Origin of the sequence: Acidithiobacillus albertensis, assembly GCF_001931655.1 — a bacterium.
In the GTDB taxonomy this organism is placed as follows: Bacteria; Pseudomonadota; Gammaproteobacteria; order Acidithiobacillales; family Acidithiobacillaceae; genus Acidithiobacillus; species Acidithiobacillus thiooxidans.
Genome location: NZ_MOAD01000001.1, coordinates 1,051,584 through 1,072,651 on the forward strand (window position 1 = coordinate 1,051,584; position 21,068 = coordinate 1,072,651).

Here is a 21,068-nt window from a genome sequence, read left to right on the forward strand (position 1 = left end):
GTCCAGATGATACAGACGGCGCACTTTGGCTATGGTTTCCATGCAAATCACTCCAGTTTCCTCCCGGCAAATCCGGCAGGATATCAGGTGGTCAATTTACACGCTGTTTTCCACCCAATTCTGGCAACTTTTGCACGCTGTTTAACAACCACGCAAGTGGAGCGTAAGCCTGCACCGGCGCAAGGCGGCCTGGGGATGGAAGCTGCTCAACGCCTGCTCGAAGGGCTGAACGACGATGGCGTGGCGCTGAGTACCGACCAGCGTTTGGCGTTGCTCCGCCAAGTGGTGGATGCCGACTCCACTGGGTTTAACAAACACGTCGAACGTAAAGATATAGCTGGCGAAGATGATGATGTACGCAAGGCGCTGGCACACTGGGCAGTCTTCACCGGCGAACAGATGGGCGCACACCGCACAGCGGGCGAACGTGCAGACGCGATGCGGGGAATTCGCCAGAGCGGCAATGCAGGACTGGCCTCCTACGCCGAAGCCTACGAAAAAGGGCTTCATGCAGATGGGGCGCAGCCGGGATTTGAAAAGGCTATCCGGTCAGCCACGGGGCTGGCGATGCTCGGTGGCAACCTGAAAGCCCCGTTGTACGCCCTGCAGAACATGCCGTTTGCAATGGCAAACCTGTCCCGTAATGAGCGTGGAATGGGCAGCCTACGCTACACCAAGGCGTTGAAGGATGTAGTCGGCCTGACCGCCCACTCTCTGGGTGCTGCCGTAGATAAAAGTGAAGCAGTACCGGGGCTGACCAAAGCAGAAACGCAAACCATGTGGAAGGCCCACCAGGCGGGCGACTTGGCTCCGCAGTATGCCAACCTCGTGCTCGGTGCTCATGGTGGCAGCAGCGTAGGGCGGCAGGCAGTGGAACACGCTCTAATGTCACCGCTTGCAGTGACCGAAAACCACCTTCGCATGGCAACTTATTTGGCCGCACTGCGCCAACACGCCGCGCTCCTGAAAGCCGGTAAGCAGCCCCTCGGTCTGGATATGAACGAGCAGGGTAAACGCATACCGGAAATGAACCCGGAAACTTACGCCCGTGATATGAGTAACCTGAGCAACCAGAACTACCAGCGCGAGGACACCATCCCGCTGCTTGGTAAGCTCGGGGATCTCCGAACCATGCTCCAGTTTGCTACCCCGCAAGCGCGAAACCTGAGTATGCTGCACCACATGGCCCGCACTAACCCCCTGATTGGCGCGGCACTGGTAGCTGGTGCAGCCGGGCTGGGCGGTTATCAGGCGCTGCCGCTGGCTGAGGATGCAGAGTCTGGTTACAACGGGCTGTCTGCATGGATGGCGACCCACGGCTACCACTTAGGCAGCCTGGGGGATGGGCAGGGGGCACAGGCGCTTATCAACGAAGGGATGATTAAAAACCTGCCGCCCAAGCTGGCGGAACTGGCGATGCACGGCGGTCTGCACAACGTATTTGGCAGCGACTTGTCAGAGTTTGCAGGGCTGGGAAACAACGTGGGCAACAATTTGGTGCAGTTGGGTGGGGACGTGGCTAACCAGAACCTGCACCTCATCCCTGCGGATCAGGCCGCACCAGCGACCTCGTTCATTATGGGCGGAGTAAACACTGCGCGGGCAGCGGCTAACGATAACTGGATGCAGGCCGCTCGGAGCCTACCGGTTCCGCTGGTAGAAAATCTGATTCGCTCTGCTGAAGCCGCCAAAACGGGCCGGTTCACTACGCCAACAGGCTCCACGGTGATGAAAAGTTCACCGGCTCAGATTGCCGCTGCAACGATTGGGCTACCTACTACCAGGCTGCAGGACAGCTATGACGAATTGGGCCAGGCGCGGTACGCCCAGACTGTCAGTAAACTGGTGAAGGACCAGGCTCTGCAAGACCTGCAGGCATCAATGGAACAGCCGGGTAGCCAAGGTCTGAGCGCAGTAGGAAACCAGATTATCCAGTCTTACGCCAAGGCCGCGCCGTGGTCCCACGAGTTCATTACCGGACAGGACTACAGCGAACTGATGCGCCATCACATGCTGAACAGCCTGACACCGATGCAGCGCCTGCGGTTAGGTGAGTTCAGTGGGCGCGGCCTGCACCCCATGCCGCCGATTGCTGTCCGTCCCTGACTATTTCTTGGCGCACAGCATGTGCAGTATCTGTGCGCCGCCCGTACCTGGAAGCGGGTAAACAGGTGCAGATGCGCCAGACATTGAAACAATGTGGCCGCGTAAATAAGAAACGGACTGAATAATCTGTAACGAGCCTCTCTTACAATCTGCTTGGGGGAGCAGAACAATTTTATCGTATAGATACTTATGGTCGGATGCAGTTTGGGGAGTGGAGTATTTAATTTTCTCCCAAACCTGATGGGCCGCAGGTGCAGGAGCCAGCCAAATCTTCGTTTCAGGGGTACTGTTTGTCTGCACCCAGTCCGCCCCGTAAGCCGCACCACTCAGCCCCATCAAAACCGCCAGCACCAAACTTATTTTTCTCATTTCCCACCCCCGCAAAATGGCGCGATTTCAGTTTTCCTCATGATAGCGTGACTGTAATACGGTGACTAGCAGGTTCGACATGATCCCAGCACAAATTAACTTGGCCGTGCAGCAGGGCGATACGTTCCCCTACACATTCACCTGGACTGCCGGTGGCACACCTGTGGACCTGACCGGCTGCGTGGCGAACATGCAGATCAAACAGAACTACGGCGATCCGGCACTGCTCAGCCTCTCCAGTGCCGCACTGACTACCAACGGGTCGGGTCTGACTCTGGGCGGCACGGCTGGAACCATCGAAGTGAACATCAGTGCCACGGACGCCCAGAACCTGCTTAGTGGCCTGTACGACATCGAAGTGCTCATGGCGGACGGAGTGACGGTGAACACGCCGGTCGCAGGCTCCGTAACTGTTAATCCCGGAGTGACTGTATGGCCGTAACCGGCGCGTATGGCAGTGCCAGCGTCGTTACCGTAACAGCTACGGGAGCCACGATTGCCGCCGTCGAGCCGGTTACGTCTGCCGTGGTGTCAGGGGCAGAACAAGGACCGCCCGGACCCGCTGGCTCGGTTAAGGCCGTTCAGGCGACCGCAGCAGTCACCATCAGCGCCAACACCGCCATCGCACTGGTGAATGGTCAGGCGGTTCCCGCGCAGAGTGGAGACGCCACGCAGGCGGGAAATGTTATTGGCATCGCGCAAAATGGCGGACTTTCGGGGACGCTTATTGATATACAGCAGTTAGGAGAAATGAGCTTGTCTTCATGGAACTGGGTGCTGGGTAATCTGATTTTTGTGGGGCCGAACGGACCCCTGACACAGACCCCGCCGACGAGCGGGTTTTCCCAGATTGTGGGGGTGCCGATCAGCGCCACATCCATGTCCATCGGGCTGCAAGCCCCTGTCTTGATTGCTTAGGAGAACACCATGACGAACCGTTATTTAGGTTTGGGAACCGGAAACAAACTGACCGAAGTGGTCCCCGCCGTGGTTGGTGGTAGCGCCAGCGCAGGGATGATTCCGGCCTTGAACACCTCTGGTCTGTTTGATTCCAGTATGCTGCCCGCAGGTACCGGCAGTGTAGACAGTGTGGTTGCCACGGCAGGCGTGGCCCTGTCCGCTGGTAATTTCGTAAACCTTTACAACAATGCCGGGGTGGTCACTGCCCAGCTGGCCGACTGCTCAACGGGCCTGCCTGCTGATGGGTATGTGCTGGCTGCTGTCACTGCTGGTAACACTGGCACCGTGTATCTGAACGATCAGAACAGCTCGGCGGGTACAGCACTCACTCCCGCAACTCCGTATTACCTCAGCACCGCAGGCGGCGTGTCAACAACCCCGCCAACCACCGCAGGGTATATCAGCCAGGTGGTGGGTAAGTCCGTATCGGCCACTGCCATTCAATTCCGCCCCGAACAGCCCGTCACATTGGCATAATTCATGGCCCTCCCGCAGCTCCTGCAATGGGTATCTGGAAAGCTGGTGGGGCTTAACCCCGTCCAGAGCAGCGCAGGTGCGTCGAGTGCAGGCAGTGTGGTGGCGCTGAATTCAAGTGGTCAGGTGGATGCAACGATGCTACCACCTACTAACACGGTGCTGGCCGCTGGTGCGGCTACGCTGGCTGCCAGTGTGATTGTGGGCACGGCCACACTCACGTCTGCTGCGTCTGCAGCGGTTAATTTTGCCGGGTCCACCGGGTCATGCGGTACTGCAGCCACGGCTGCGGCCACGTTCAACGTGTATCATGTTCCGGCAGGGACCAGCACTCAGACACTGATTGGCACAGTCAGCTTCGCGGCTGGGGCGTATGCACCCACGTTTGCCACGGAGTCGGGGGCCAACCTCTCGTTTGCAGTGGGTGATACCCTGCTGGTCCTCGCACCGAGCACTGTAGACAGCACCCTGGCAACGGTGTCTATCTCGCTCCTGCTCACCCCAGATGTATCGGTCATGTCTGTTTCAGGCGGAGCCAGTACGCTGCCCGCCAGTAGTATTGTTATGGGGTACTGCGCCACGGTGGCCGGAAGTATCCCAGCGCAGTTTGCCGGGTCCACTGGGTCATGTGGTACTGCGGCTACCGCAGCAGCCACGTTCAACGTGTACCACGTTCCTGCGGGGCAAGTTACACAGACCCTGATCGGTACGGTCAGCTTCGCGGCGGGGGCGTATGCACCCACGTTTGCTACGGAGTCGGGCGTAAGCCGGTCATTTGGCGTGGGTGACACTCTGCTGGTCCTCGCACCCAGTACAGCTGACAGCACTCTGGCGAACGTGTCGCTCAGTATTGTGGGGGTGAACTGATGGGACTGATCTGTACGCCGTATGGATACTCCGGGGCACCTAAAGTGTTGGGGCTTGTGGCCTATCAGAGTGTTATCCTCGCCGATAAGCCCGTCGCCTACTGGCCGCTCAACGAAACGGGCGGGACGGTGGCGAATGATTTGAGTGGGAATGGCTTCAATGGGACTTTTGAGGGCGGTGTAACATTGGCATCCGTCGCATTCCCTGCCGGCGGCATGGCTCCTGTTTTTAATGGGTCTTCTGGTTATGTCACAGGTAGTCAGTTAATTACATCGGCTACAGCCAATGTGGCATTGGAAGCATGGGTTAACTTCCAGGGGGTTAGCACTCCGCCCGGTAGTTGTTTTCTCAAGAACGGCACTTATCAAAACGGTTATTCTTTCGGGAACAGCAACGGTACATACGATAATTCGGGAAACTATTTTCTAGGATTGTATGAAATTACATCTTGGAACCCAACAACTTCGCCAATCGGAACGACGGGATGGCAGCACTGTGTCAACGTGATTGGTCCAAATAGCGAAAGCGCATTTTATATCAATGGTGTCCAGGTCGCCACGAATTCTAATTCAAATATTGATGGGCCTACTGGGGAGTGGGTAATTGGTGCCGATGATGCAAATAGCTCAAGCGCGAATGCTATTGCCCGTTTCTTCAGTGGAGCGCTGTGCAACGCTGCCATTTACAACAGCGCCCTAACCGCCACCCAAATTCAAAACCACTACAACGCCGGAATCGCATAGGAGCCCTCATGTCCGACGACCTCAACACCCGCGTAGCCATCCTGGAAAACGACCATCAGGATCTGAAACAGGAAATCCTCACCACTGCACAAGCGTTACACCAGCGCATTGCGTTGACCGAAGAGGCACTACGCACCTACAGAACCGAGATGGTAGACGCCAACCGCGCCACAGCCTCCCAGCTTACCCAGATTCAGGCCACCCTGCAGACCGTACAGACGGACGCCTTCAACAGCCTCCCGAAGTGGGCAGCCGATGAACGCGTACTGGTAGAAAAACGCGCCATTGCAGACGGGCGGTCCAAGGGCGCAATGCTCGGGGCGATTATCTCGCTCATGGGGATTGTGGTCGTGCTCACCGTGGCGATGTGGACCCACGCTGTATGAAGCAGCACTCCTTTCTGGACCGGATGGCTCTTGCCGCATTTACGACGCCGGTAATGTGGGGGTTCTTCGCGTTTATTAACCTGTTCCTCATTGTCTATGTCGAATGGCAGGAGCACAGTTTCCACCCGTTCGACAGTTACCCCTTTGTTTTTCTTAATTTAATTCTTGCCATCTTCGTGGCGGAAATGGATGTCATCATCGTTATCGCCCAGATCGTCGGCAGCTCCAAGGCCGACGAGCAGACGGCGAGAACGGCGGAGCTGGTCGCCAAGACCGACGCCCAGACGACACTGCTGGTCGGCATGATGGAGTCCACCCTTGTACTGATGCGGTCGCTGGAAGATATGGGCAACCGTGAGTCCGAACGGGACGCCAGCCTGCACCAGACCATTAAAGAAGGAGACAGGCGCAAGGTCGTCATCGAGCGCCTGGTACGCGAACTCGTGGAGGCGCACTCATGACAAACATCGCAGGCGCAATATCCGGCGCAGGAACCAACGGGGGCGCGGAAGTGGGCGCAGTGGCCGCACTGGCTGATAATGGAATTCAGATTACGCGGCCAGTAGGCACCAGTGCAGGCAGTATTACCGCCGCCCTGATCGCCCTAGGCCGCACTCCTGCACAGTGTAAGCAGATCGTGCTCGACGCAGACTACGCGGAGCTGATCGACTACAGCTACCTCACAGTGCCCGGTCGCTGGACTGCCGCATCGAACAAAAATGTCATCGCCTGGCTGCGCGAAATCACAGAGGACCAGGCGATGGAGGACTGCGCCATCCCACTGGTGACAGTGAGTGGTAATCTGGCGAGTCAGACTCCGACGTACTGGCGCAGTTGGGAAGTGCCGAAAATGCCAGTCTGGGAGGCGGTCTATGCCAGCATGGCGATCCCCTTCATTTTCCCGCCGTACCTTGGCGAGTACGTGGATGGCGGCACGATGGATAACCTGCCGGTGAACCAGCTGCCGACGATGCCTAAGCGCCTGGCCCTCGCCGTGACTGCGTTTACTTCCGATGAGCCGGTGAGCGGCCCGGTAGACCAAGCCCTGCGCCTGCTCTCGATGATGCTCGAAGCCAACGTCATGCAGTCCGAAGCCTATGCCAAATCGCTGGGTGTCCCCGTCATCAAGCTCGATGTGGGCCGACGGGGTTTTCTTGTGCGGGATATGACGCGCAGTGACAAAGAGACGTTATATCAAATTGGATACAGCGCAGTAACTGCGTGGTTGGGTTCTGCGGAAGGTAAGGCGTGGAGGGTGAGTGATGAAAATTGAGATTGAGCGTTCAACGCGGCAGTGGCTCGGCATCGTGATTCTCGGTGGGGTGATTGCCGCCATGATGTTCACCGGGCTGATCCCCGCTGCCCAGTATCAAAAATACACCGCGTTCGTACTGGGCGCGTTTTTCTACCACATCATCAGGATGCTGAACGACCCCAAGGCGGCACCTGAAAACCCTATCGAAGCGCCCAAGGAGGGCTGAACAATGAAGAAAATCTTAATTCCGTGGATACGTCGGCGCTTGCCGAAGATTGCGATGGGCGGTGCAGCCGCGCTGTTGATGGCTGGCTGCGCGACTGGGCCAAACTCGGCTACAGCCACCTACCAGAACACTTGTGCCGATTATATCGGTCTGGATCAGGGCGTTTTCACGCTCGCCAAAGCCGGGGTGCTCAGTTACCCGGAAATTGTGCAGTTGGGGACTGTGGATGCCTCAGTCAGCCCGCTGTGCGGACCTGGAGTGAACCCGTCCTCAGCCAATCTGGGTCAGATTACAGCAGCGATTGCCACACTGACTGCTATCGAAACCGCTCACGGAGTGAAGCCATGACCACACAAACTGTTTTGCAGGAAATCTCAATGGCCGCGCAGGTTGCGGCTCCTATTGCCGGTGCTGCATCGCCTGAAGCCGGGCTGATCCTCGGCCTCACGCCCGTATTTATCCAGATCATGCAGCAGGTGATTAGCGAGCAGTCCGCTGGCACCGACACTGCTGCCCAGATGGCTACGAAGTGGGCGCAGATCGTCGCTCAGGACGAAAGCTCGTCTGCGGCCATTCAAGCGTTTGTAGCGCAGAAGGTCGCAGCACACAACGCGGCGGCTCCTGCAGTTGTGGCAGCTTCACCTGCTCCGGCCAGCGGCCAAGTGTTCCAAGCGTCATGACCCCGCTGCAGACCGCGCTGAAGTTCACCCTCGGCCCAAGCATTGAGGGTGGCTTTTCAGACAATCCCAACGACCACGGTGGCCCCACGAACTTCGGGGTCACACAGGCAACGTGGGACGCCTACTGCCAGGCGCAGGGACTGCCATCCAGTGATGTGGCGAACATTGTCATATTGGATGCTGCAAGCGTCTATCAGTGGGGTTATTGGGATGCTGGTTTTTGCGGCCAGATGCCCCTACAGCTCGGAGTCGCACATTTCGATTGGTGCGTAAACCACGGCGTGGGGGGTGCAGCCATTACACTGCAGGCCGCACTGGGCGTTTACCAGGATGGGGACATTGGCCCGATCACGCTTCGGGCAGCGAACAGCTGCGATGTGTGGCCGACAGTGACGAAGTATCTGGCACTGCGGGAGCAGTGGTATCAGGACGACGCGGCGGCCAATCCGTCTCAGCAAGAGTTCCTGCAAGGGTGGTTAAATCGGGTCGATTTGCTGCGGAATTACCTGCAGGGGCTGTCTAATACTACTGTTTGAGCGCATGTGTAATCAATAACTTAGGTGAGGCTGGTAGGTCAATCGTATTAGACAGCCCAGCCCACTTAACTCCATAAAATCAACAATTTACGACCCTATAAACACCTACTGTTGCATCATGGGGGTGTGCTTCGCGCTTGGTTCAGTGGAGCGCATGGTGAGAGGGTTGCCTGTGCGAATCAATATTCATATTGCGCGGAGGATAGCGCAGGACAAGTAGTTGCGGCTACGTCTGTCACCCCTTGCAGGTGACGGACGGAAAGTGGTACGAATGAATTCAGCTTCGGTTGCCGCCGCCAAAAATTTCCAGCAGGGCCATGAACAGGTTGATGATGTCCAGGTACAGGCCGACTACCAGCAGAACGGGCTCCTGAATGCCGCTGCGCACCATGCGCTGGGTGTCAAACAGAATCAGACCGCTGAACACCAGTACCAGAACCCCGGCAATAGCCAGTTGCAGGGCTGGCAGATGCAGCAGGAACATATTCAGCAAAGACACGACAATGGCCAGAATCAGTCCGGTGATGAGGAATCCACCGATGTTACTGAAATCCCGGCGGGTGGTCATGGCGTAAGCAGACAGGCCGATAAACATGGCTGCCGTGGTGCCCAGCGCTTCGGCAATGACGGTGGCTCCGTTGGGCATCCGCAAATACATTTCAATCGCGGGTCCCATCATCATGCCCATGCCGGCGGCAAAGAGGAAAACCAGGGGTATGGCAAAAGGACTGCGGTGAGCACCGGTATACTGCACGGCAAACAGCAGGGCAAAAGAGCCAATCATCAGGATGAAGGGATGTTCATAGGCAAACGGAGAGCTCATTCCATAAACCGCAGCAATGGCCGAAACGACCAGAGTCGCAGCCAGCAGCGCGTAGGTCTTCCCCAGCAATGCGCCAATGGACGTGCCAGTACGGCTTCCCTGGGGGTTCATGCTGTCGGGAAACTGATAGGGGTTCTGATCCTGATTCATTTACGGACTCCTTCAAACAAGCAACGTGCTTGGGTATATCTGAAGAATGGGGGTTTCTGTTCGATAAATCAATGGTCCTGCTGAACTTTCAACAAAGCAGATCGGGGCTAAGAGTCTGGCAGCGGCGAAAAGTTCCGGTAGTTATCGGCGATTTGTGACTTGCCCATTGCTGAACACATCATTACCCTGCAATTCTTTTCTCGGATTGATGATGGAGCCAGCATGCGCGCACTGATTTTTGACACGGAAACCACGGGGCGGGTGGAGCCCGATCTGATCGAAGCGGCCTGGCTGGCAGTCAGTGATCTCAAGACCCTGGAAGTAGAAGAACAGTTTGTGCAGCGTTATCGCCCGGATAAGCCCATTGAGATGGGGGCCATGGCGGTGCACCATATTCTTGAAGAAGAACTGCTGGATTGTCCTTCGGCGCGGACTTTTACTTTGCCGGAAGATACGGGTTATCTGGTAGGGCATAGTATTGATTATGACTGGGGTGTGATAGGTAAACCCGATGTCAAACGCATTTGCACTTATGCCATGACCCGCAAATTGTGGCCGGAAGTGGATAGTCACTCCCAGTCGGCACTTATGTTTCATTTCAGCAAGGACCGCAAAAAAACGCGGGATAATCTTAAAAATGCCCACTCCGCCCTGGCCGATGTGAAATTCTGCCGGATTTTGCTCAACAAGGTGATTCTGGCGGTGCGTCCTTCTTCCTGGGAAGACCTGTGGGAATTTAGTGAGCGTGCCCGTATTCCAGAGACCATGCCTTTTGGTAAGCATAAGGGCGTCAAAATTATTGATTTGCCCGATGACTACCGTAAATGGGCACTGAATAATCTTACCGACATGGACTTTTATTTGCGCAAGGCACTGGAAAGCTGAGCACGCAGTACTGCCTCCAGTAGTAGTGCTCCGCACTGGGCGGCACTATTGCCAGCGGCGATGATGCCGTCTTCATGCCCCGCCATTTGCAGTAACACCGGCAGATGAGCATTCTGGATAATACTGCTGATGGCCTCGGCCATGGCGGGGGTCCCATACTCCGCATCCAGAGGGGTGGCCGCCATGCCCAGTCGGGCGGCAGCCTGCCAGAGTACCGGGCTGTGCACATGAAATACCCAATGAATGTCAGAGCGTGCGGCGTAACAGGCCGCATGGCTCAGGGCTTCGGAAGAGGGCGGCTGCGGCCCCCTGGCGCGGATTTCATTGCGCTGGATATCCCAGCCTGTCACAGTGCAGAAATTATGCGCGCTCAAGGTCGGGAGCCCTCCGGTTTGGGTGGCGCTGACCAGAAAGCCCTGCGGGCTGCGGCAGCTCACATTACCAAAACCGATGCCGCCATAGCGCTGTGGATCCGCACCGATCAGCTGGCGGGCAAAAAAAACATCACGCCAGTCCTGTAAGGTAGTAATTTCGCGCTGATCAGGAGCTGCGGCCGGTGTCCAGTGCAACAGGAATTTGGTGACGCCTTCTTCGGATGTGTTGGCTGTGCTCATCGGTTTTAGCGCCGGACAAAAATTTTTTGGAGGAGTCGGTACCAGCCGGGGAGGGTGACCGGGCCGGATTGGGCTGCATGGAATCTGGCCACTGTTTTGCCGGGACTGGTCGGGTGCTCGGGCAGGGCTACATCCGGCGGGTAAATATCTACCAGGGTGGCTCCCCAACTGCTGCGGTCATTGGCCAGACGAAAGTTTTTGACCATGGGTTCCCGGCGCAGCAAGGCATGTACGGTTTCACGGAGCACGCCTTTACCTTTGCCGTGGATGATGCGGATTTCAGTAATGCCGGCAGCGCGGCAACTGCGTAAATATTCCCGAACCAGATCAGGTACTTCCTTGGGACGGAAGGCATGGAGATCAAGAACCCCATCTATTGCGCTTTTGAAAACCGGATCCGGCCCTTGCGTCAAAGCAGAACCCTCTCAATGCCTCCCTGTCGGGTGGCGTCAATAAAGCCCTGTTGCCACTGGCTGCCGAGAATTTTACGGGCCAGCTCCACGACAATGTAGTCGGTATCCAGACCGGTATCTTCCCGGTAGCGTTCCAGACCCTGCTGACAAGCCGGGCAACTGGTCAGAAGACGGACATTGTTGTCTACGGCTTTGTCACTGCCGGTGAGCTGGAAAACGCCTTCTTTGAGCACTTCTTCCTTGCGGAAGCGTAACTGAGTGGCAATGTCGGGACGACTGCTGGCCAGCGTTCCGGCTTCGCCACAGCAGCGGGCCGATTCCAGCACTTCCTGACCCAGCAGGCGACTGGCAACTGCCTGGGGTTTGTGGGTTTTCATGGGGCTATGGCAGGGGTCGTGATACAAATATTGCACGCCCGCGACGCCTTCCAGAGCAATCCCTTTTTCCATGAGATATTCATGAATATCCAGCAGACGGCAACCGGGGAATATTTGCTGGAATTGATATTGCAGCAACTGATCCATGCAAGTGCCACAGGAGAGGATGACCGTTTTTATATCCAGATAGTTGAGGGTGTTGGCGACCCGGTGAAAAAGCACCTGATTGCGCACGGAAATTTCCTGCCCTTTGTCTTCCTGTCCGCCCGCTGTCTGGGGATAACCGCAGCAGAGATAACCGGGTGGCAGGACAGTTTGCGCACCGACATGATGGAGCATGGCGAGTGTCGCCAGACCAATGTCGCTGAACAGCCGTTCGCTGCCGCATCCCGGAAAATAAAACACGGCGTCACTGTCGTCCGTGACTTTGGCGCTATCACGAATAATGGGCACGGTTTTGTCATCGACAATGGCCAGTAGCTGGCGCATGGTCTGGGCACCCATTTTGGTGGGTAGGGGTTTGCGTAAAAAATGAATGACTTCCGTACGCATGCTGGCCTTGCCGGTAGTCGCCGGCGGCGGGCCCTTGGGCAGCAAGGGCTTGACGATGTCATGGGCCAGTGCCTGGGCCTTGAACATGGTCTGCAGAACCCCCTGACGCATGAAGTGTACCTTGCCGGGTTCAGTGGCATTCAGGTAGCTCATGGCCAGGCGGGTCCCCATGTTGAAGGATTTTTCACCACGCGCCCGGAGAATGTTGCGCATATGAATGGAAACCTTGCCGAAATCAATATCCACCGGGCAGGGCGTCAAGCATTTGTGACAGGTAGTACAGTGATCGGCGACATCATTCATCGCTTCAAAATGCTGCCGCGAAACACCGCGCCGGGTTTGTTCCTCGTACAAAAAGGCCTCAATAAGCAAGCCGGTAGCCAGAATTTTGTTGCGCGGCGAATAGAGCAGATTGGCCCGGGGAATGTGGGTCATGCAAACCGGTTTGCACTTGCCGCAACGCAGGCAATCCTTGATTTCGCGGTTGAGTTCGCCCAGTTCGCTGGCTTCGAGGAGCAGGGCTTCCTGCTCCACCAGTTGCAGGGAGGGGGTGTAGGCGTTGTCCAGACCTGAGCCTGCCAGCAGCTTGCCCGGATTGAAGACATTACCGGGGTCCACTTCGGCCTTGTAGCGGGCAAAGGCGGCTATTTTTTCCGGTTCCAGCCAGCGCATTTTAGTAATGCCAATGCCGTGTTCGCCGGAAATGACACCGCCCAGTTCCAGGGCGATGGCCATTATCCGGTCCACTACGCCGTCGGCCTCATGGAGCATGCGATGATTACTGGATAAAACCGGAATGTTGGTGTGGATATTGCCATCACCCGCATGCATGTGCAGCGCGACGAACAAGCGGGCGCGTTTGTGCTCTGCGTGAATTTCCCGGATCCGTTCGCGCAGGGCATTAAAGGCGTCTCCCGCAAATAGCGCCTCCAGTGGCCTTCCTACCCGCTCCCGATAGCTGACCCGCAAAGCCCCGCGCAGGAGCAGGTCAATGAGGGTTTCTTCCGGCTGCAGCGCCGCAGCCGCCGGAGCGTCCAGCAGTTCGGGATGCAAGGCTGCGTCGTCATCGAGCAGCCTGAGCAGGGATTCCCAACGTTGTCGGGTATCCTCAATCAGGGCGAGGGCCGCCGCTCTTTTAGCGGCAACAATGGCCTGATCTTCGCTGGAATCTTCGTAATCTTTGGCTTTGCGGATTTCGGCCATGTCGCCGTTGAAATAGGCTTCCAACGCCGCGAGGCTGCGCAATTTGCTGCTGATGGACTGTTCAATATTGATGCGTTCCACAGCGCGCGTATAAGCACCCAGTTGTTCCAGGGGAATCACCACATCTTCGTTAATTTTGAAGGCGTTGGTATGGGCGGATATGGCGGCGGTGCGGCTGCGGTCGGCCCAGAAGCGCCGTCGCGATTCGGGCGTGGTGGCTACGAAGCCTTCGCCGCCCCGGGCATTGGCAATGCGCACGACTGCGGCCGCCGTGGCTCCGGCCGCATCAGGATCATCGCTGGCAATATCGGCCAGCAGGAGCATTTTCGGGCGCTCGTGGCGGGGAGCCTTGTTACTGTATTTGATGGCTTTCAGATAGCGGTCGTCGAGATGCTCCAGTCCGGTCAGCAGAACATTGTTCTGGCTTTCCACGAAGGATTTCACTTCGACGATAGCAGGCACTGCGGCATTCAGATCGCTCCCGTAAAATTCCAGGCAAACCGTGCGGATATGGGCGGGCATGCGATGCAGTAGAAAACGTCCGGAGGTGATGATGCCATCGCAGCCTTCTTTCTGGATGCCCGGTAGTCCGCCGAGGAATTTGTCGGTCACATCCTTGCCCAGTCCCGGCTTGCGGAAGCTGGCGCCCGGCAGGCTGAGTTTTTCTGGCTCACCCAATGGCGATTTGCCATCGGCAGCAAAGCGTTTGAGCAGGAAATCCACCTGCGGCTGATCATGAATTTTGCCGAGGTTATGGTTCAGACGTTCCACTTCCAGCCAGTTACCGTCGGGGGTGACCATGCGCCAGGAGATTAAATTATCCAGGGCTGTACCCCAGAGTACCGCTTTTTTGCCGCCGGCATTCATGGCGATATTGCCGCCGATGGTGGAAGCATCCATGGAGGTGGGATCTACCGCGAACACCAGACCAGCGGCATCGGCAGCATCGGCGACCACTTTGGTGACAACGCCGGCACCCGCGACCATGCTGGGTACTGCGGAGTTCAGTCCCGTCGGCGTAATCATTTCAATAGCCGAGGTCTGCTCCAGTTTTTCGGTGTTGATGACGGCAGTGTGTCGCCGGAGCGGGATGGCGCCGCCGGTATAGCCGGTGCCGCCGCCGCGCGGAATGATGGCGAGACCCAGTTCGCGGCAGGCGGCTACCATGCGTTGCACTTCGGATTCATCGGTGGGATAGAGCACTACAAAAGGAATTTCCACCCGCCAGTCGGAAGCATCGGTGATATGGGCTATACGCGCATAGGCGCTGAAATCGACATTGTCCCGTGCCGTAATTTTCAGGAGACGTTTTTCCGATTTTTTGCGCAGTTGCAGATCTTCATCAAACTGCCGGGTGAAGGTTCGTACGGCTTCCCGGGTGTTATCCAATAGTCGTAATACCAGCGCATTGCCCTCGGCTCGCGCGCTGATGTCGTTGAGCCGATGGTCCAGCGCATTCCACAGGGCTTCGCGCCTGTGCTTATCACGGGCGAGGTCATCCTGAATATAAGGATTCCGCTCCACCACCCAGAGATCACCCAATACCTCAAAAAGCATGCGCGCTGAACGCCCGGTGACGCGTTGTTCGCGCAGGTCTTCGAGAATACGCCAGGCTTCCTGGCCAATCAGGCGTGAGACGATTTCGCCATCGGAAAAAGAGGTGTAATTGTAGGGGATTTCGCGGAGACGTGAGTTCATAAGGGAATCATAACATTGTCAATGAGCCGGGTCTGCCCCAGATGCGCGGCCGTAAACCAACGCGCACCGGGCCGGGCGACATTCACGGCCTGTAGCGTGTCGCTATCCCGTAATTCGAGATAATCCATGACAAATCCGACCTGTTCGAGACTGTCTTGACCGGCTTGGGCCAACTCTGCAATAGATGCCTGAGGGGTGCTGCGCTGGACCAGATCGAACAGTGTAGCAGCCAACAGAGGGGCTATTTGCCGCTCGCCAGGGCTGAGCCGTGCATTGCGTGAGCTGTAGGCCAACCCGTCCGCTTCTCTTTGAACAGGGCCGGGAAGAATCTGTGTGGTCATGTTCATGTCGGCCACCATTTGCTGAACAATCCGCAGCTGCTGATAGTCTTTTTCGCCAAGAATCAGAATTTCGGGCTGAACCATTTGCAGGAGTTTGTTGACTACAGTGCAGACCCCGGCAAAATGTCCCGGACGACTGGCCCCACAAAGGACTTTGGTCAGGCTGTGGGGCGGGATGATGATGGAAAGATCCTTTCTGCCATGCGGATACATCAATGCATCGTCCGGGGTGAAAACTGTGGAGCATCCCGCTGCGTGGAGTTGCTGTAAATCCTTGTCGAGACTGCGGGGATACTGCGCGAAATCTTCATTTGGCCCGAACTGCAGCGGGTTGACGTAAATACTGACCAGCACCTGTTCGGCGCGGGCGGCAGCCAGACGGACCAGAGCCATATGCCCTTCGTGCAGGTTTCCCATGGTGGGGACAAACGCGAGGGTGCCGCGCAGGCTTTGGCGCCACTGACGCAGGCTGGCAATATCCTTGAATACCGGCATGTCAGTGTGGGCGTCGGGGCGGAAAATTGCCGCTGACCACGTCCTGAACATATTGGACAAAGGCTTTCTGATGCAGGTTTCCGGCTTCCAGATAGCGGCGTGCGAAGGGTGGGCTTTCTGCCTCCAAACCCAATACATCATGGGCTACCAGCACCTGAGCGTCGGTGTCAGGCCCCGCACCAATGCCAATGGTGACGGCATCAATGGCTCTGCTGATTCTGGCAGCGACTTGATCAGGGACGGCTTCCATAACCACAAAGCGCGCCCCGGCTGTGCTGAGTGCTGCGGCTTCATGATGCAGACGCTGAGCCTCGGCATCGGTGTTTCCCTGGCGCTGGAAACTGCCCCACTGGCGAACGCGCTGTGGTGTCAGGCCAATATGCGCACAAATATTGATGCCGCGTTCTGTGCAGAAAGCTACCGTCGCTGCCATTTCCGCACCGCCTTCCAGTTTGATGACATCGGCCCCGGCACGCAGTAATTCACCCGCCGACTCCCAGGCCTGTTCCGGGCTTTTCTCATAAGTACCAAAGGGAAGATCAGCAAATACCAGGCATCCGCCAGCGCCACGGCGCACCATGCGGGTGTGGTAGCACATCTGCTCCAGCGTGACGTTGAGCGTGTCATGATCCCCACAGACGACCATCCCCAGAGAGTCTCCGACCAGAACACCGTGCATGCCCGCTGCCGCTGCAAAGCGCGCCGTGGGGTAATCGTAGGCGGTTACCAGCGCCCGTTTGACGCCCTGTTGTTTGTCTTTAACCCAGCGGGAAATTTTCTTGTGCATTTGTGCTCCTCAAATGTCTTGTAGGTGATACTTGACCATTTTGATCAAGTTCTCATTGTGCCGCTCTTCATGGACAAAATCCAGTTCTGCGGTATTGATTTCCAGGCACGGCGCGGTGTAGTTGCTGCGCCAGTGCAGATAAGCCTGTTGGACTTTGGCCAGATAATCCGCATTCAGATTTTGTTCATAGGCTCTGGCCCGGGACAGGATACGCTCTTTGAGTGTGGCGAGGGGGGCATCCAGAAAAATCAGCAAAGCGGCGGGCGTGGCTTGATAATGCAGTTGCATTTTGATTTGCTGAAATAACTGGAATTCAGCCGCATTGAGTGTCAGGGGCGTAAATATTTCGTCTTTGCGGGCGCTGTAGTCACTGATGATGTAGGCATTGGTCAGCGCCGCTGTTTGCCACTGCGCCTGACGCTGAAGTAAAAACTGCAGTTCAGTGGCCAGTTCGCCACCGGGTTGCCGATAAAATCCGGGCAGGAAGGGGTTTTCTTCAGGCTTTTCAAGAATCATTTCGCCTTGAAAATGATCTGCGAGAAGACGGGCCAAGCTCGTTTTACCGGCCCCTATGGGTCCCTCAATGCTGATGATGCGCGGATGATTCACGCGCTGGCTCTGTGCTGGCGTAAAGTTTCCTTGGGTATGGCCGATTCAGGCAGGCGCGTGACAGACTGGTCAGCAACGGCGGGCAGATAATCGGCAATACATCCACATCCTGGTAGGTTCAGCGCAGGATCAAATTCCGCGAGTGGAATCAGGACAAAGGCTCTCTCGCTCATGCGTGGATGCGGTATGCGCAGGCTAGGATCACGGGAAATCAGATGGTCATAACTCAATAAATCCAGATCGAGAATGCGCGGACCCCAGAATATTTCGGCACTGCGTTGTCGGCCCGCCAGGGCTTCCAGATTTTGCAGGGCTTTCATCAGGTCCTGGGCCGGCAAATGGGTTTGCAAACGGGCAACCGCATTGATGAACGCCGGTTGTTCGACCCCGCCAACCGGCTCCGTTCGATAGAGATGCGAACGCCAGAGCAGCTTTGAATCCGGCAATTCTCCCAAAGCCTGGATGGCCTTCTGCACCTGTTGCACGGGCTGCGCAAGATTGCTGCCAATACTGATCCAGGCAATTACAGCGGGTTCGGAGGCAGAATGCCCTGTTTGATCAACCATTGTTGCGCGTTTTCCTTGTTCGAGATTTCGCCATCCAGTTGGGCTTCCCGCAATAATTTCAATGTTTTTCCCAGAGACGGTCCGGCCTTTAGCCCCAGCGTTTGCAGTTCCTGTCCGTTGAATGGCGACGGGAGACGTCTCTGTACCTGCAAGTAAAGACGGGCGCTGTCCACCAGTGTTGGGTTATCGGCATATATCGCCATAGCCGCCAGTATGCCCGCGACCGAGACGCCTTGCCAGATGTTTGCCTTTTGACTGGGACGCTTCGCCTTAAGCAGGGTGTCCGGCAAGCCGGGCAAGACCCGGAGATCCGCCAGCAGTCGACTCCGGTCTGGAACCGGCCACCGGTCGAGATAGTGTTGAATATCGGGTAGGGTTACATCCTGCCAGATGAGAGTCAGCATGGGGATAAAAATGGCCAGCGGCTCCTCAGGAAACTGTGCACTCAGCCACTGAATCTGTTCCTGACCACGCTGCAGCAAAGTTGGCATGGTGTTGCTTGCGGGTGGCGTTGGGCGCAGCAAAAACCAGAGTTTCCAGGCAGTCAGCAGGGATAATGCAACGGGTAGTGCTTCCAATTCCAACAGGTAGCGGAGTTCCCGCCACAATCTTGCGCCACTCAGTTGGGTAAAAATGTCTGCTTGCAGGGCTTGTTTGAGTTGCTGATGACATTCCGGGGCCAAATCCATCTGAAAACGTGTTGCAAAGCGTAATCCCCGCAATATGCGGGTAGGATCATCCAGAAAAGAGCGGGAATGCAGGGTTCTGAGTAAACCGGCCTGTAAATCAGCCTGTCCATCATAAGGATCAAGCAGGATTCCGAAATGTTGGGGATCCAGCCGGATAGCCATGGCATTGACGGTGAAGTCCCGGCGCGCCAGGTCGGCATGAATATTTCCGGGGTGAACTTCCGGCAGGGCAGCCGGGGCGGGGTAATGCTCCAGTCGGCACTGGGCAAGATCCAGAGCAACTCCCTGGCTGTCTTCCAGAATAGCCGTGCCGAACTGGGCATGAAACTGATAGTGCGCGCCATGAATCTGCGCTTTGCAGGCTTCCGCCAGCATGCGCGTATCTCCTTCTACGGCCACATCCAGATCGGGCGCATAGCGCTTTAAAAACAGGTCACGGACCGCACCACCAACCAGATAGGCAGGGGTGCCCAGTTGTTGGGCAATATGGCCAATTTGCCGCAGATGGTCCAGCCTTGCAGCTCCCCACTGCTTTTCCAGCAAGGGGAGGAGATTTGCGGAGTCTGCTTCCATGGGGCGGATAGACGTACGACCTAGTCAGTCGTTGTCTGTCACTTCTTCAGTGTCTGCTGTATTTTTTGCAGCCACAGAATCAGAACGGGGATGACGGCGACGCCGTCGTTTGGGACGGCGACTGCGGGTCGCGGGCAGCGGACCGAGAGCCGTTTCCTGTCCGTTTTCCTCTAAGCGGGCGGCTTCGATCAGGATGCGGCGACCTTCATGATCGGCAGTCTGAAATTGTTCCCACCAGTTTCCTAATTCGGCAGCGATCTCTCCGGCTTGGATCCGTAGTAATAAGAAGTCAAAGGCCGCACGGAAGCGGGGATGGGCGAGTAGCGCATGGGGACGTCTTCCGCCTCTGCGCAAAAAACGCGCCTGGAGATCCCAGATTTCGCGCATGGGCAGGGAAAAGCGCCGTGGTACAGCTACCCGGCCCATGCAATCCTGGAGAATATCGCTGGCCGCCTGCTGCAAGGCAATGGCTGCAGGTTTTCCTTGCTGCTCCAGTACCTGGCTTTGTTGTTGCAATACCGGCCAGAACAGGGCTGCAAACAAGAAGGCCGGCGTGACGGATTTGCCATCGTGAACCCGCTGATCGGTCCCTTCCAGGGCGCCCTGTAATAAAATCCGAGCAGGTTCGGCGCTGTCCGTATCGAGGAGGGCGTCAACTTGTGGAAATAAAGCAGCGAACAGGCCATGTTGGCGGAGTAATTCAAAGCTGGAACGGGCGTTGCCATTCAAAAACAGCTTGAGGGTTTCCTCAAAAAGTCGCGCAGAGGGCACTTCCTGCAAGCAGTCCCGACAGGTGCTGATGGGCGCACGGGCGGCTTCGTCGAGTGTGAACCCCAGTTTTGCGGCAAAGCGCACTGCCCGCAACATGCGTACCGGATCTTCGCGATAGCGTTGTTCGGGATCCCCAATAATACGTAAAAGGCCAGCCCGCAAATCTTCCATGCCTGTGGAGAAATCCAGAATGCCGCGATCAGCAATGTTGTAATACAAGGCATTGGCCGTGAAATCCCGGCGCCGGGCATCTTCTTCCAGCGACCCGTAAACATTGTCGGCCAGAATCCGTCCACTTTCACTGCGCTCACTGGCTTCTTTCTTTTTGCCATCGGCGCCGCCCCGGAATGTCGCCACCTCAATGATTTCGCTGCCAAACTGCACATGCACCAGAATAAAGCGCCGCCCGATCAGGCGGGCATTGCGCCGAAACAGTTTGCGCACCTGCTCCGGATGCGCGTCCGTGGCCACATCAAAATCTTTGGGTTCGCGACCCAGAAGTAGATCACGCACCCCCCCACCGACCATGTAGGCCTGAAAACCCGCCCGATGCAAGCCATTCAGTACCTGCAAGGCGCCGTCGCTAATATCCCTCCGGGAGATATTATGCTCTGCTCGCGGCGTTACCTGCGCGCCGGGAATCTGCAAGGGGAGCGAAGTCGGCACATCCGCAGAGCTGTCCGTACTGGTCTCTGCAATATTTAACTGACTGGTTATAAAAGACTTTAAAGATACCAAGGCTGATCCCTAGCGAGGGTGGTCTGTCATTCTGGGCGACAGTGTACCTGAAAAATCGGGGAAAAGCAGTTGCAATGGCCTTGAATACCCCTGATTCCGTATGTTTAAAAGGCATGCATTCTGTTTTTATACCCATCATTTAATTTGTCAGGACCTAAATAACCCAATACCCGCTTGCAAAA

The 21,068-nt window shown here is 56.7% G+C and carries 25 protein-coding genes; 14 read left to right on the forward strand and 11 right to left on the reverse strand.

From position 1 onward, the window contains the following. Positions 1 to 2,106: hypothetical protein (locus BLW97_RS05485; RefSeq protein ID WP_207650560.1), on the forward strand; the 2,106-nt coding region annotated here is incomplete at its 5' end. Here the strand turns inward: BLW97_RS05485 and BLW97_RS05490 are convergent. Next, entirely contained in the window at positions 2,107 to 2,475 is a 369-nt protein-coding gene (locus BLW97_RS05490; protein ID WP_075322575.1) for an acid shock protein, read from the reverse strand. Between the two features lie 79 nt (positions 2,476 to 2,554). Between BLW97_RS05490 and BLW97_RS05495 the strand changes: the two genes are divergently transcribed. Genes BLW97_RS05495 through BLW97_RS05550 form a run of 12 tightly spaced genes read left to right on the forward strand, consistent with a single transcriptional unit; the run spans position 2,555 to position 8,602 of the window. Continuing rightward, on the forward strand, positions 2,555 to 2,917 hold the full coding sequence (locus BLW97_RS05495; protein ID WP_075322576.1) for a hypothetical protein: 363 nt from the start codon (positions 2,555 to 2,557) through the stop codon (positions 2,915 to 2,917). Next, positions 2,908 to 3,393, forward strand: a complete 486-nt coding sequence (locus tag BLW97_RS05500; protein WP_075322577.1) for a hypothetical protein — start codon at positions 2,908 to 2,910, stop codon at positions 3,391 to 3,393. Before BLW97_RS05495 ends, BLW97_RS05500 begins: the two co-directional genes overlap by 10 nt. A gap of 9 nt (positions 3,394 to 3,402) precedes the next feature. Beyond that, entirely contained in the window at positions 3,403 to 3,912 is a 510-nt protein-coding gene (locus BLW97_RS05505) for a hypothetical protein (RefSeq protein ID WP_075322578.1), read from the forward strand. Positions 3,913 to 3,915: 3 nt separating this feature from the next. Next, complete coding sequence (locus tag BLW97_RS05510) at positions 3,916 to 4,776, forward strand: hypothetical protein (RefSeq protein WP_075322579.1); 861 nt, start codon at positions 3,916 to 3,918, stop codon at positions 4,774 to 4,776. After that, complete coding sequence (locus BLW97_RS05515; protein WP_075322580.1) at positions 4,776 to 5,519, forward strand: LamG-like jellyroll fold domain-containing protein; 744 nt, start codon at positions 4,776 to 4,778, stop codon at positions 5,517 to 5,519. The genes BLW97_RS05510 and BLW97_RS05515 overlap by 1 nt, the downstream gene beginning before the upstream one ends. 8 nt (positions 5,520 to 5,527) lie before the next feature. Then, positions 5,528 to 5,905 carry a hypothetical protein gene (locus BLW97_RS05520; RefSeq protein ID WP_075322581.1) on the forward strand — a complete coding sequence of 126 codons (378 nt, stop codon included), beginning with the start codon at positions 5,528 to 5,530 and terminating at the stop codon, positions 5,903 to 5,905. Next, positions 5,902 to 6,366, forward strand: coding sequence for a DUF1003 domain-containing protein (locus tag BLW97_RS05525; RefSeq protein WP_075322582.1), 465 nt, complete (start codon positions 5,902 to 5,904; stop codon positions 6,364 to 6,366). Before BLW97_RS05520 ends, BLW97_RS05525 begins: the two co-directional genes overlap by 4 nt. Continuing rightward, entirely contained in the window at positions 6,363 to 7,178 is an 816-nt protein-coding gene (locus tag BLW97_RS05530; protein WP_075322583.1) for a patatin-like phospholipase family protein, read from the forward strand. Before BLW97_RS05525 ends, BLW97_RS05530 begins: the two co-directional genes overlap by 4 nt. Beyond that, positions 7,168 to 7,386, forward strand: coding sequence for a hypothetical protein (locus BLW97_RS05535; RefSeq protein ID WP_075322584.1), 219 nt, complete (start codon positions 7,168 to 7,170; stop codon positions 7,384 to 7,386). Before BLW97_RS05530 ends, BLW97_RS05535 begins: the two co-directional genes overlap by 11 nt. 3 nt (positions 7,387 to 7,389) lie before the next feature. Next, the gene (locus BLW97_RS05540; protein WP_075322585.1) at positions 7,390 to 7,734 is read left to right on the forward strand and encodes a hypothetical protein; all 345 of its coding nucleotides are present in this window, start codon (positions 7,390 to 7,392) and stop codon (positions 7,732 to 7,734) included. Next, the gene (locus tag BLW97_RS05545) at positions 7,731 to 8,066 is read left to right on the forward strand and encodes a hypothetical protein (protein ID WP_075322586.1); all 336 of its coding nucleotides are present in this window, start codon (positions 7,731 to 7,733) and stop codon (positions 8,064 to 8,066) included. Before BLW97_RS05540 ends, BLW97_RS05545 begins: the two co-directional genes overlap by 4 nt. Beyond that, a complete protein-coding gene (locus BLW97_RS05550; protein WP_075322587.1) occupies positions 8,063 to 8,602 on the forward strand; it encodes a glycoside hydrolase family 108 protein in 540 nt (179 codons plus the stop codon). Before BLW97_RS05545 ends, BLW97_RS05550 begins: the two co-directional genes overlap by 4 nt. A 277-nt stretch (positions 8,603 to 8,879) precedes the next feature. Here BLW97_RS05550 and BLW97_RS05555 read toward each other — a convergent pair whose 3' ends face one another. Beyond that, positions 8,880 to 9,575, reverse strand: a complete 696-nt coding sequence (locus tag BLW97_RS05555; RefSeq protein ID WP_075322588.1) for a Bax inhibitor-1/YccA family protein — start codon at positions 9,573 to 9,575, stop codon at positions 8,880 to 8,882. 222 nt (positions 9,576 to 9,797) lie between these two features. Here BLW97_RS05555 and BLW97_RS05560 point away from each other — a divergent pair, with 222 nt between their 5' ends. Then, on the forward strand, positions 9,798 to 10,460 hold the full coding sequence (locus tag BLW97_RS05560; RefSeq protein ID WP_024892642.1) for a putative quorum-sensing-regulated virulence factor: 663 nt from the start codon (positions 9,798 to 9,800) through the stop codon (positions 10,458 to 10,460). Here BLW97_RS05560 and BLW97_RS05565 read toward each other — a convergent pair. From BLW97_RS05565 to pcnB, 9 genes are read right to left on the reverse strand one after another with little or no spacing between them, the layout of a single operon-like run. Then, a complete protein-coding gene (locus BLW97_RS05565) occupies positions 10,433 to 11,074 on the reverse strand; it encodes a class II aldolase/adducin family protein (protein ID WP_075322589.1) in 642 nt (213 codons plus the stop codon). The genes BLW97_RS05560 and BLW97_RS05565 overlap by 28 nt on opposite strands. 5 nt (positions 11,075 to 11,079) lie before the next feature. Next, positions 11,080 to 11,487, reverse strand: coding sequence for a Smr/MutS family protein (locus BLW97_RS05570; protein WP_075322590.1), 408 nt, complete (start codon positions 11,485 to 11,487; stop codon positions 11,080 to 11,082). Continuing rightward, positions 11,484 to 15,317, reverse strand: a complete 3,834-nt coding sequence (locus BLW97_RS05575) for a DUF3683 domain-containing protein (RefSeq protein ID WP_075322591.1) — start codon at positions 15,315 to 15,317, stop codon at positions 11,484 to 11,486. Before BLW97_RS05575 ends, BLW97_RS05570 begins: the two co-directional genes overlap by 4 nt. Next, positions 15,314 to 16,153, reverse strand: a complete 840-nt coding sequence (panC, locus tag BLW97_RS05580; RefSeq protein ID WP_010640060.1) for a pantoate--beta-alanine ligase — start codon at positions 16,151 to 16,153, stop codon at positions 15,314 to 15,316. The genes BLW97_RS05575 and panC overlap by 4 nt, the downstream gene beginning before the upstream one ends. A 1-nt stretch (position 16,154) precedes the next feature. Further along, a complete protein-coding gene (gene panB / locus BLW97_RS05585; protein WP_075322592.1) occupies positions 16,155 to 16,940 on the reverse strand; it encodes a 3-methyl-2-oxobutanoate hydroxymethyltransferase in 786 nt (261 codons plus the stop codon). A 9-nt stretch (positions 16,941 to 16,949) separates the two neighbouring features. Then, a complete protein-coding gene (locus BLW97_RS05590; RefSeq protein WP_075322593.1) occupies positions 16,950 to 17,549 on the reverse strand; it encodes a deoxynucleoside kinase in 600 nt (199 codons plus the stop codon). After that, positions 17,546 to 18,115: a 2-amino-4-hydroxy-6-hydroxymethyldihydropteridine diphosphokinase gene (gene folK, locus BLW97_RS05595; RefSeq protein ID WP_075322594.1), complete on the reverse strand. Its 570-nt coding sequence runs from the start codon at positions 18,113 to 18,115 to the stop codon at positions 17,546 to 17,548. Before folK ends, BLW97_RS05590 begins: the two co-directional genes overlap by 4 nt. After that, positions 18,073 to 19,377 (reverse strand): CCA tRNA nucleotidyltransferase, encoded by a 1,305-nt coding sequence (locus BLW97_RS05600; RefSeq protein WP_075322595.1) that lies wholly within the window; start codon positions 19,375 to 19,377, stop codon positions 18,073 to 18,075. The genes folK and BLW97_RS05600 overlap by 43 nt, the downstream gene beginning before the upstream one ends. 24 nt (positions 19,378 to 19,401) lie before the next feature. Further along, positions 19,402 to 20,886: a polynucleotide adenylyltransferase PcnB gene (gene pcnB / locus BLW97_RS05605; protein ID WP_075322596.1), complete on the reverse strand. Its 1,485-nt coding sequence runs from the start codon at positions 20,884 to 20,886 to the stop codon at positions 19,402 to 19,404. Positions 20,887 to 21,068: the final 182 nt, after the last annotated feature.

Excerpts from the sequence above, each read along its gene's own strand:
- BLW97_RS05520 (WP_075322581.1), top strand. The coding sequence starts at position 5,528 with ATGTCCGACGACCTCAACACCCGCGTAGCCATCCTGGAAAACGACCAT.
- BLW97_RS05545 (WP_075322586.1), top strand. The coding sequence starts at position 7,731 with ATGACCACACAAACTGTTTTGCAGGAAATCTCAATGGCCGCGCAGGTT.
- folK (WP_075322594.1), bottom strand. The coding sequence starts at position 18,115 with ATGGTTGATCAAACAGGGCATTCTGCCTCCGAACCCGCTGTAATTGCC.
- BLW97_RS05510 (WP_075322579.1), top strand. The coding sequence starts at position 3,916 with ATGGCCCTCCCGCAGCTCCTGCAATGGGTATCTGGAAAGCTGGTGGGG.
- BLW97_RS05530 (WP_075322583.1), top strand. The coding sequence starts at position 6,363 with ATGACAAACATCGCAGGCGCAATATCCGGCGCAGGAACCAACGGGGGC.
- BLW97_RS05565 (WP_075322589.1), bottom strand. The coding sequence starts at position 11,074 with ATGAGCACAGCCAACACATCCGAAGAAGGCGTCACCAAATTCCTGTTG.
- panC (WP_010640060.1), bottom strand. The coding sequence starts at position 16,153 with ATGCCGGTATTCAAGGATATTGCCAGCCTGCGTCAGTGGCGCCAAAGC.
- BLW97_RS05515 (WP_075322580.1), top strand. The coding sequence starts at position 4,776 with ATGGGACTGATCTGTACGCCGTATGGATACTCCGGGGCACCTAAAGTG.
- BLW97_RS05525 (WP_075322582.1), top strand. The coding sequence starts at position 5,902 with ATGAAGCAGCACTCCTTTCTGGACCGGATGGCTCTTGCCGCATTTACG.
- BLW97_RS05600 (WP_075322595.1), bottom strand. The coding sequence starts at position 19,377 with ATGGAAGCAGACTCCGCAAATCTCCTCCCCTTGCTGGAAAAGCAGTGG.
- panB (WP_075322592.1), bottom strand. The coding sequence starts at position 16,940 with ATGCACAAGAAAATTTCCCGCTGGGTTAAAGACAAACAACAGGGCGTC.
- BLW97_RS05560 (WP_024892642.1), top strand. The coding sequence starts at position 9,798 with ATGCGCGCACTGATTTTTGACACGGAAACCACGGGGCGGGTGGAGCCC.
- BLW97_RS05505 (WP_075322578.1), top strand. The coding sequence starts at position 3,403 with ATGACGAACCGTTATTTAGGTTTGGGAACCGGAAACAAACTGACCGAA.
- BLW97_RS05490 (WP_075322575.1), bottom strand. The coding sequence starts at position 2,475 with ATGAGAAAAATAAGTTTGGTGCTGGCGGTTTTGATGGGGCTGAGTGGT.
- BLW97_RS05540 (WP_075322585.1), top strand. The coding sequence starts at position 7,390 with ATGAAGAAAATCTTAATTCCGTGGATACGTCGGCGCTTGCCGAAGATT.
- BLW97_RS05555 (WP_075322588.1), bottom strand. The coding sequence starts at position 9,575 with ATGAATCAGGATCAGAACCCCTATCAGTTTCCCGACAGCATGAACCCC.
- BLW97_RS05535 (WP_075322584.1), top strand. The coding sequence starts at position 7,168 with ATGAAAATTGAGATTGAGCGTTCAACGCGGCAGTGGCTCGGCATCGTG.
- BLW97_RS05500 (WP_075322577.1), top strand. The coding sequence starts at position 2,908 with ATGGCCGTAACCGGCGCGTATGGCAGTGCCAGCGTCGTTACCGTAACA.
- BLW97_RS05495 (WP_075322576.1), top strand. The coding sequence starts at position 2,555 with ATGATCCCAGCACAAATTAACTTGGCCGTGCAGCAGGGCGATACGTTC.
- BLW97_RS05575 (WP_075322591.1), bottom strand. The coding sequence starts at position 15,317 with ATGAACTCACGTCTCCGCGAAATCCCCTACAATTACACCTCTTTTTCC.
- BLW97_RS05550 (WP_075322587.1), top strand. The coding sequence starts at position 8,063 with ATGACCCCGCTGCAGACCGCGCTGAAGTTCACCCTCGGCCCAAGCATT.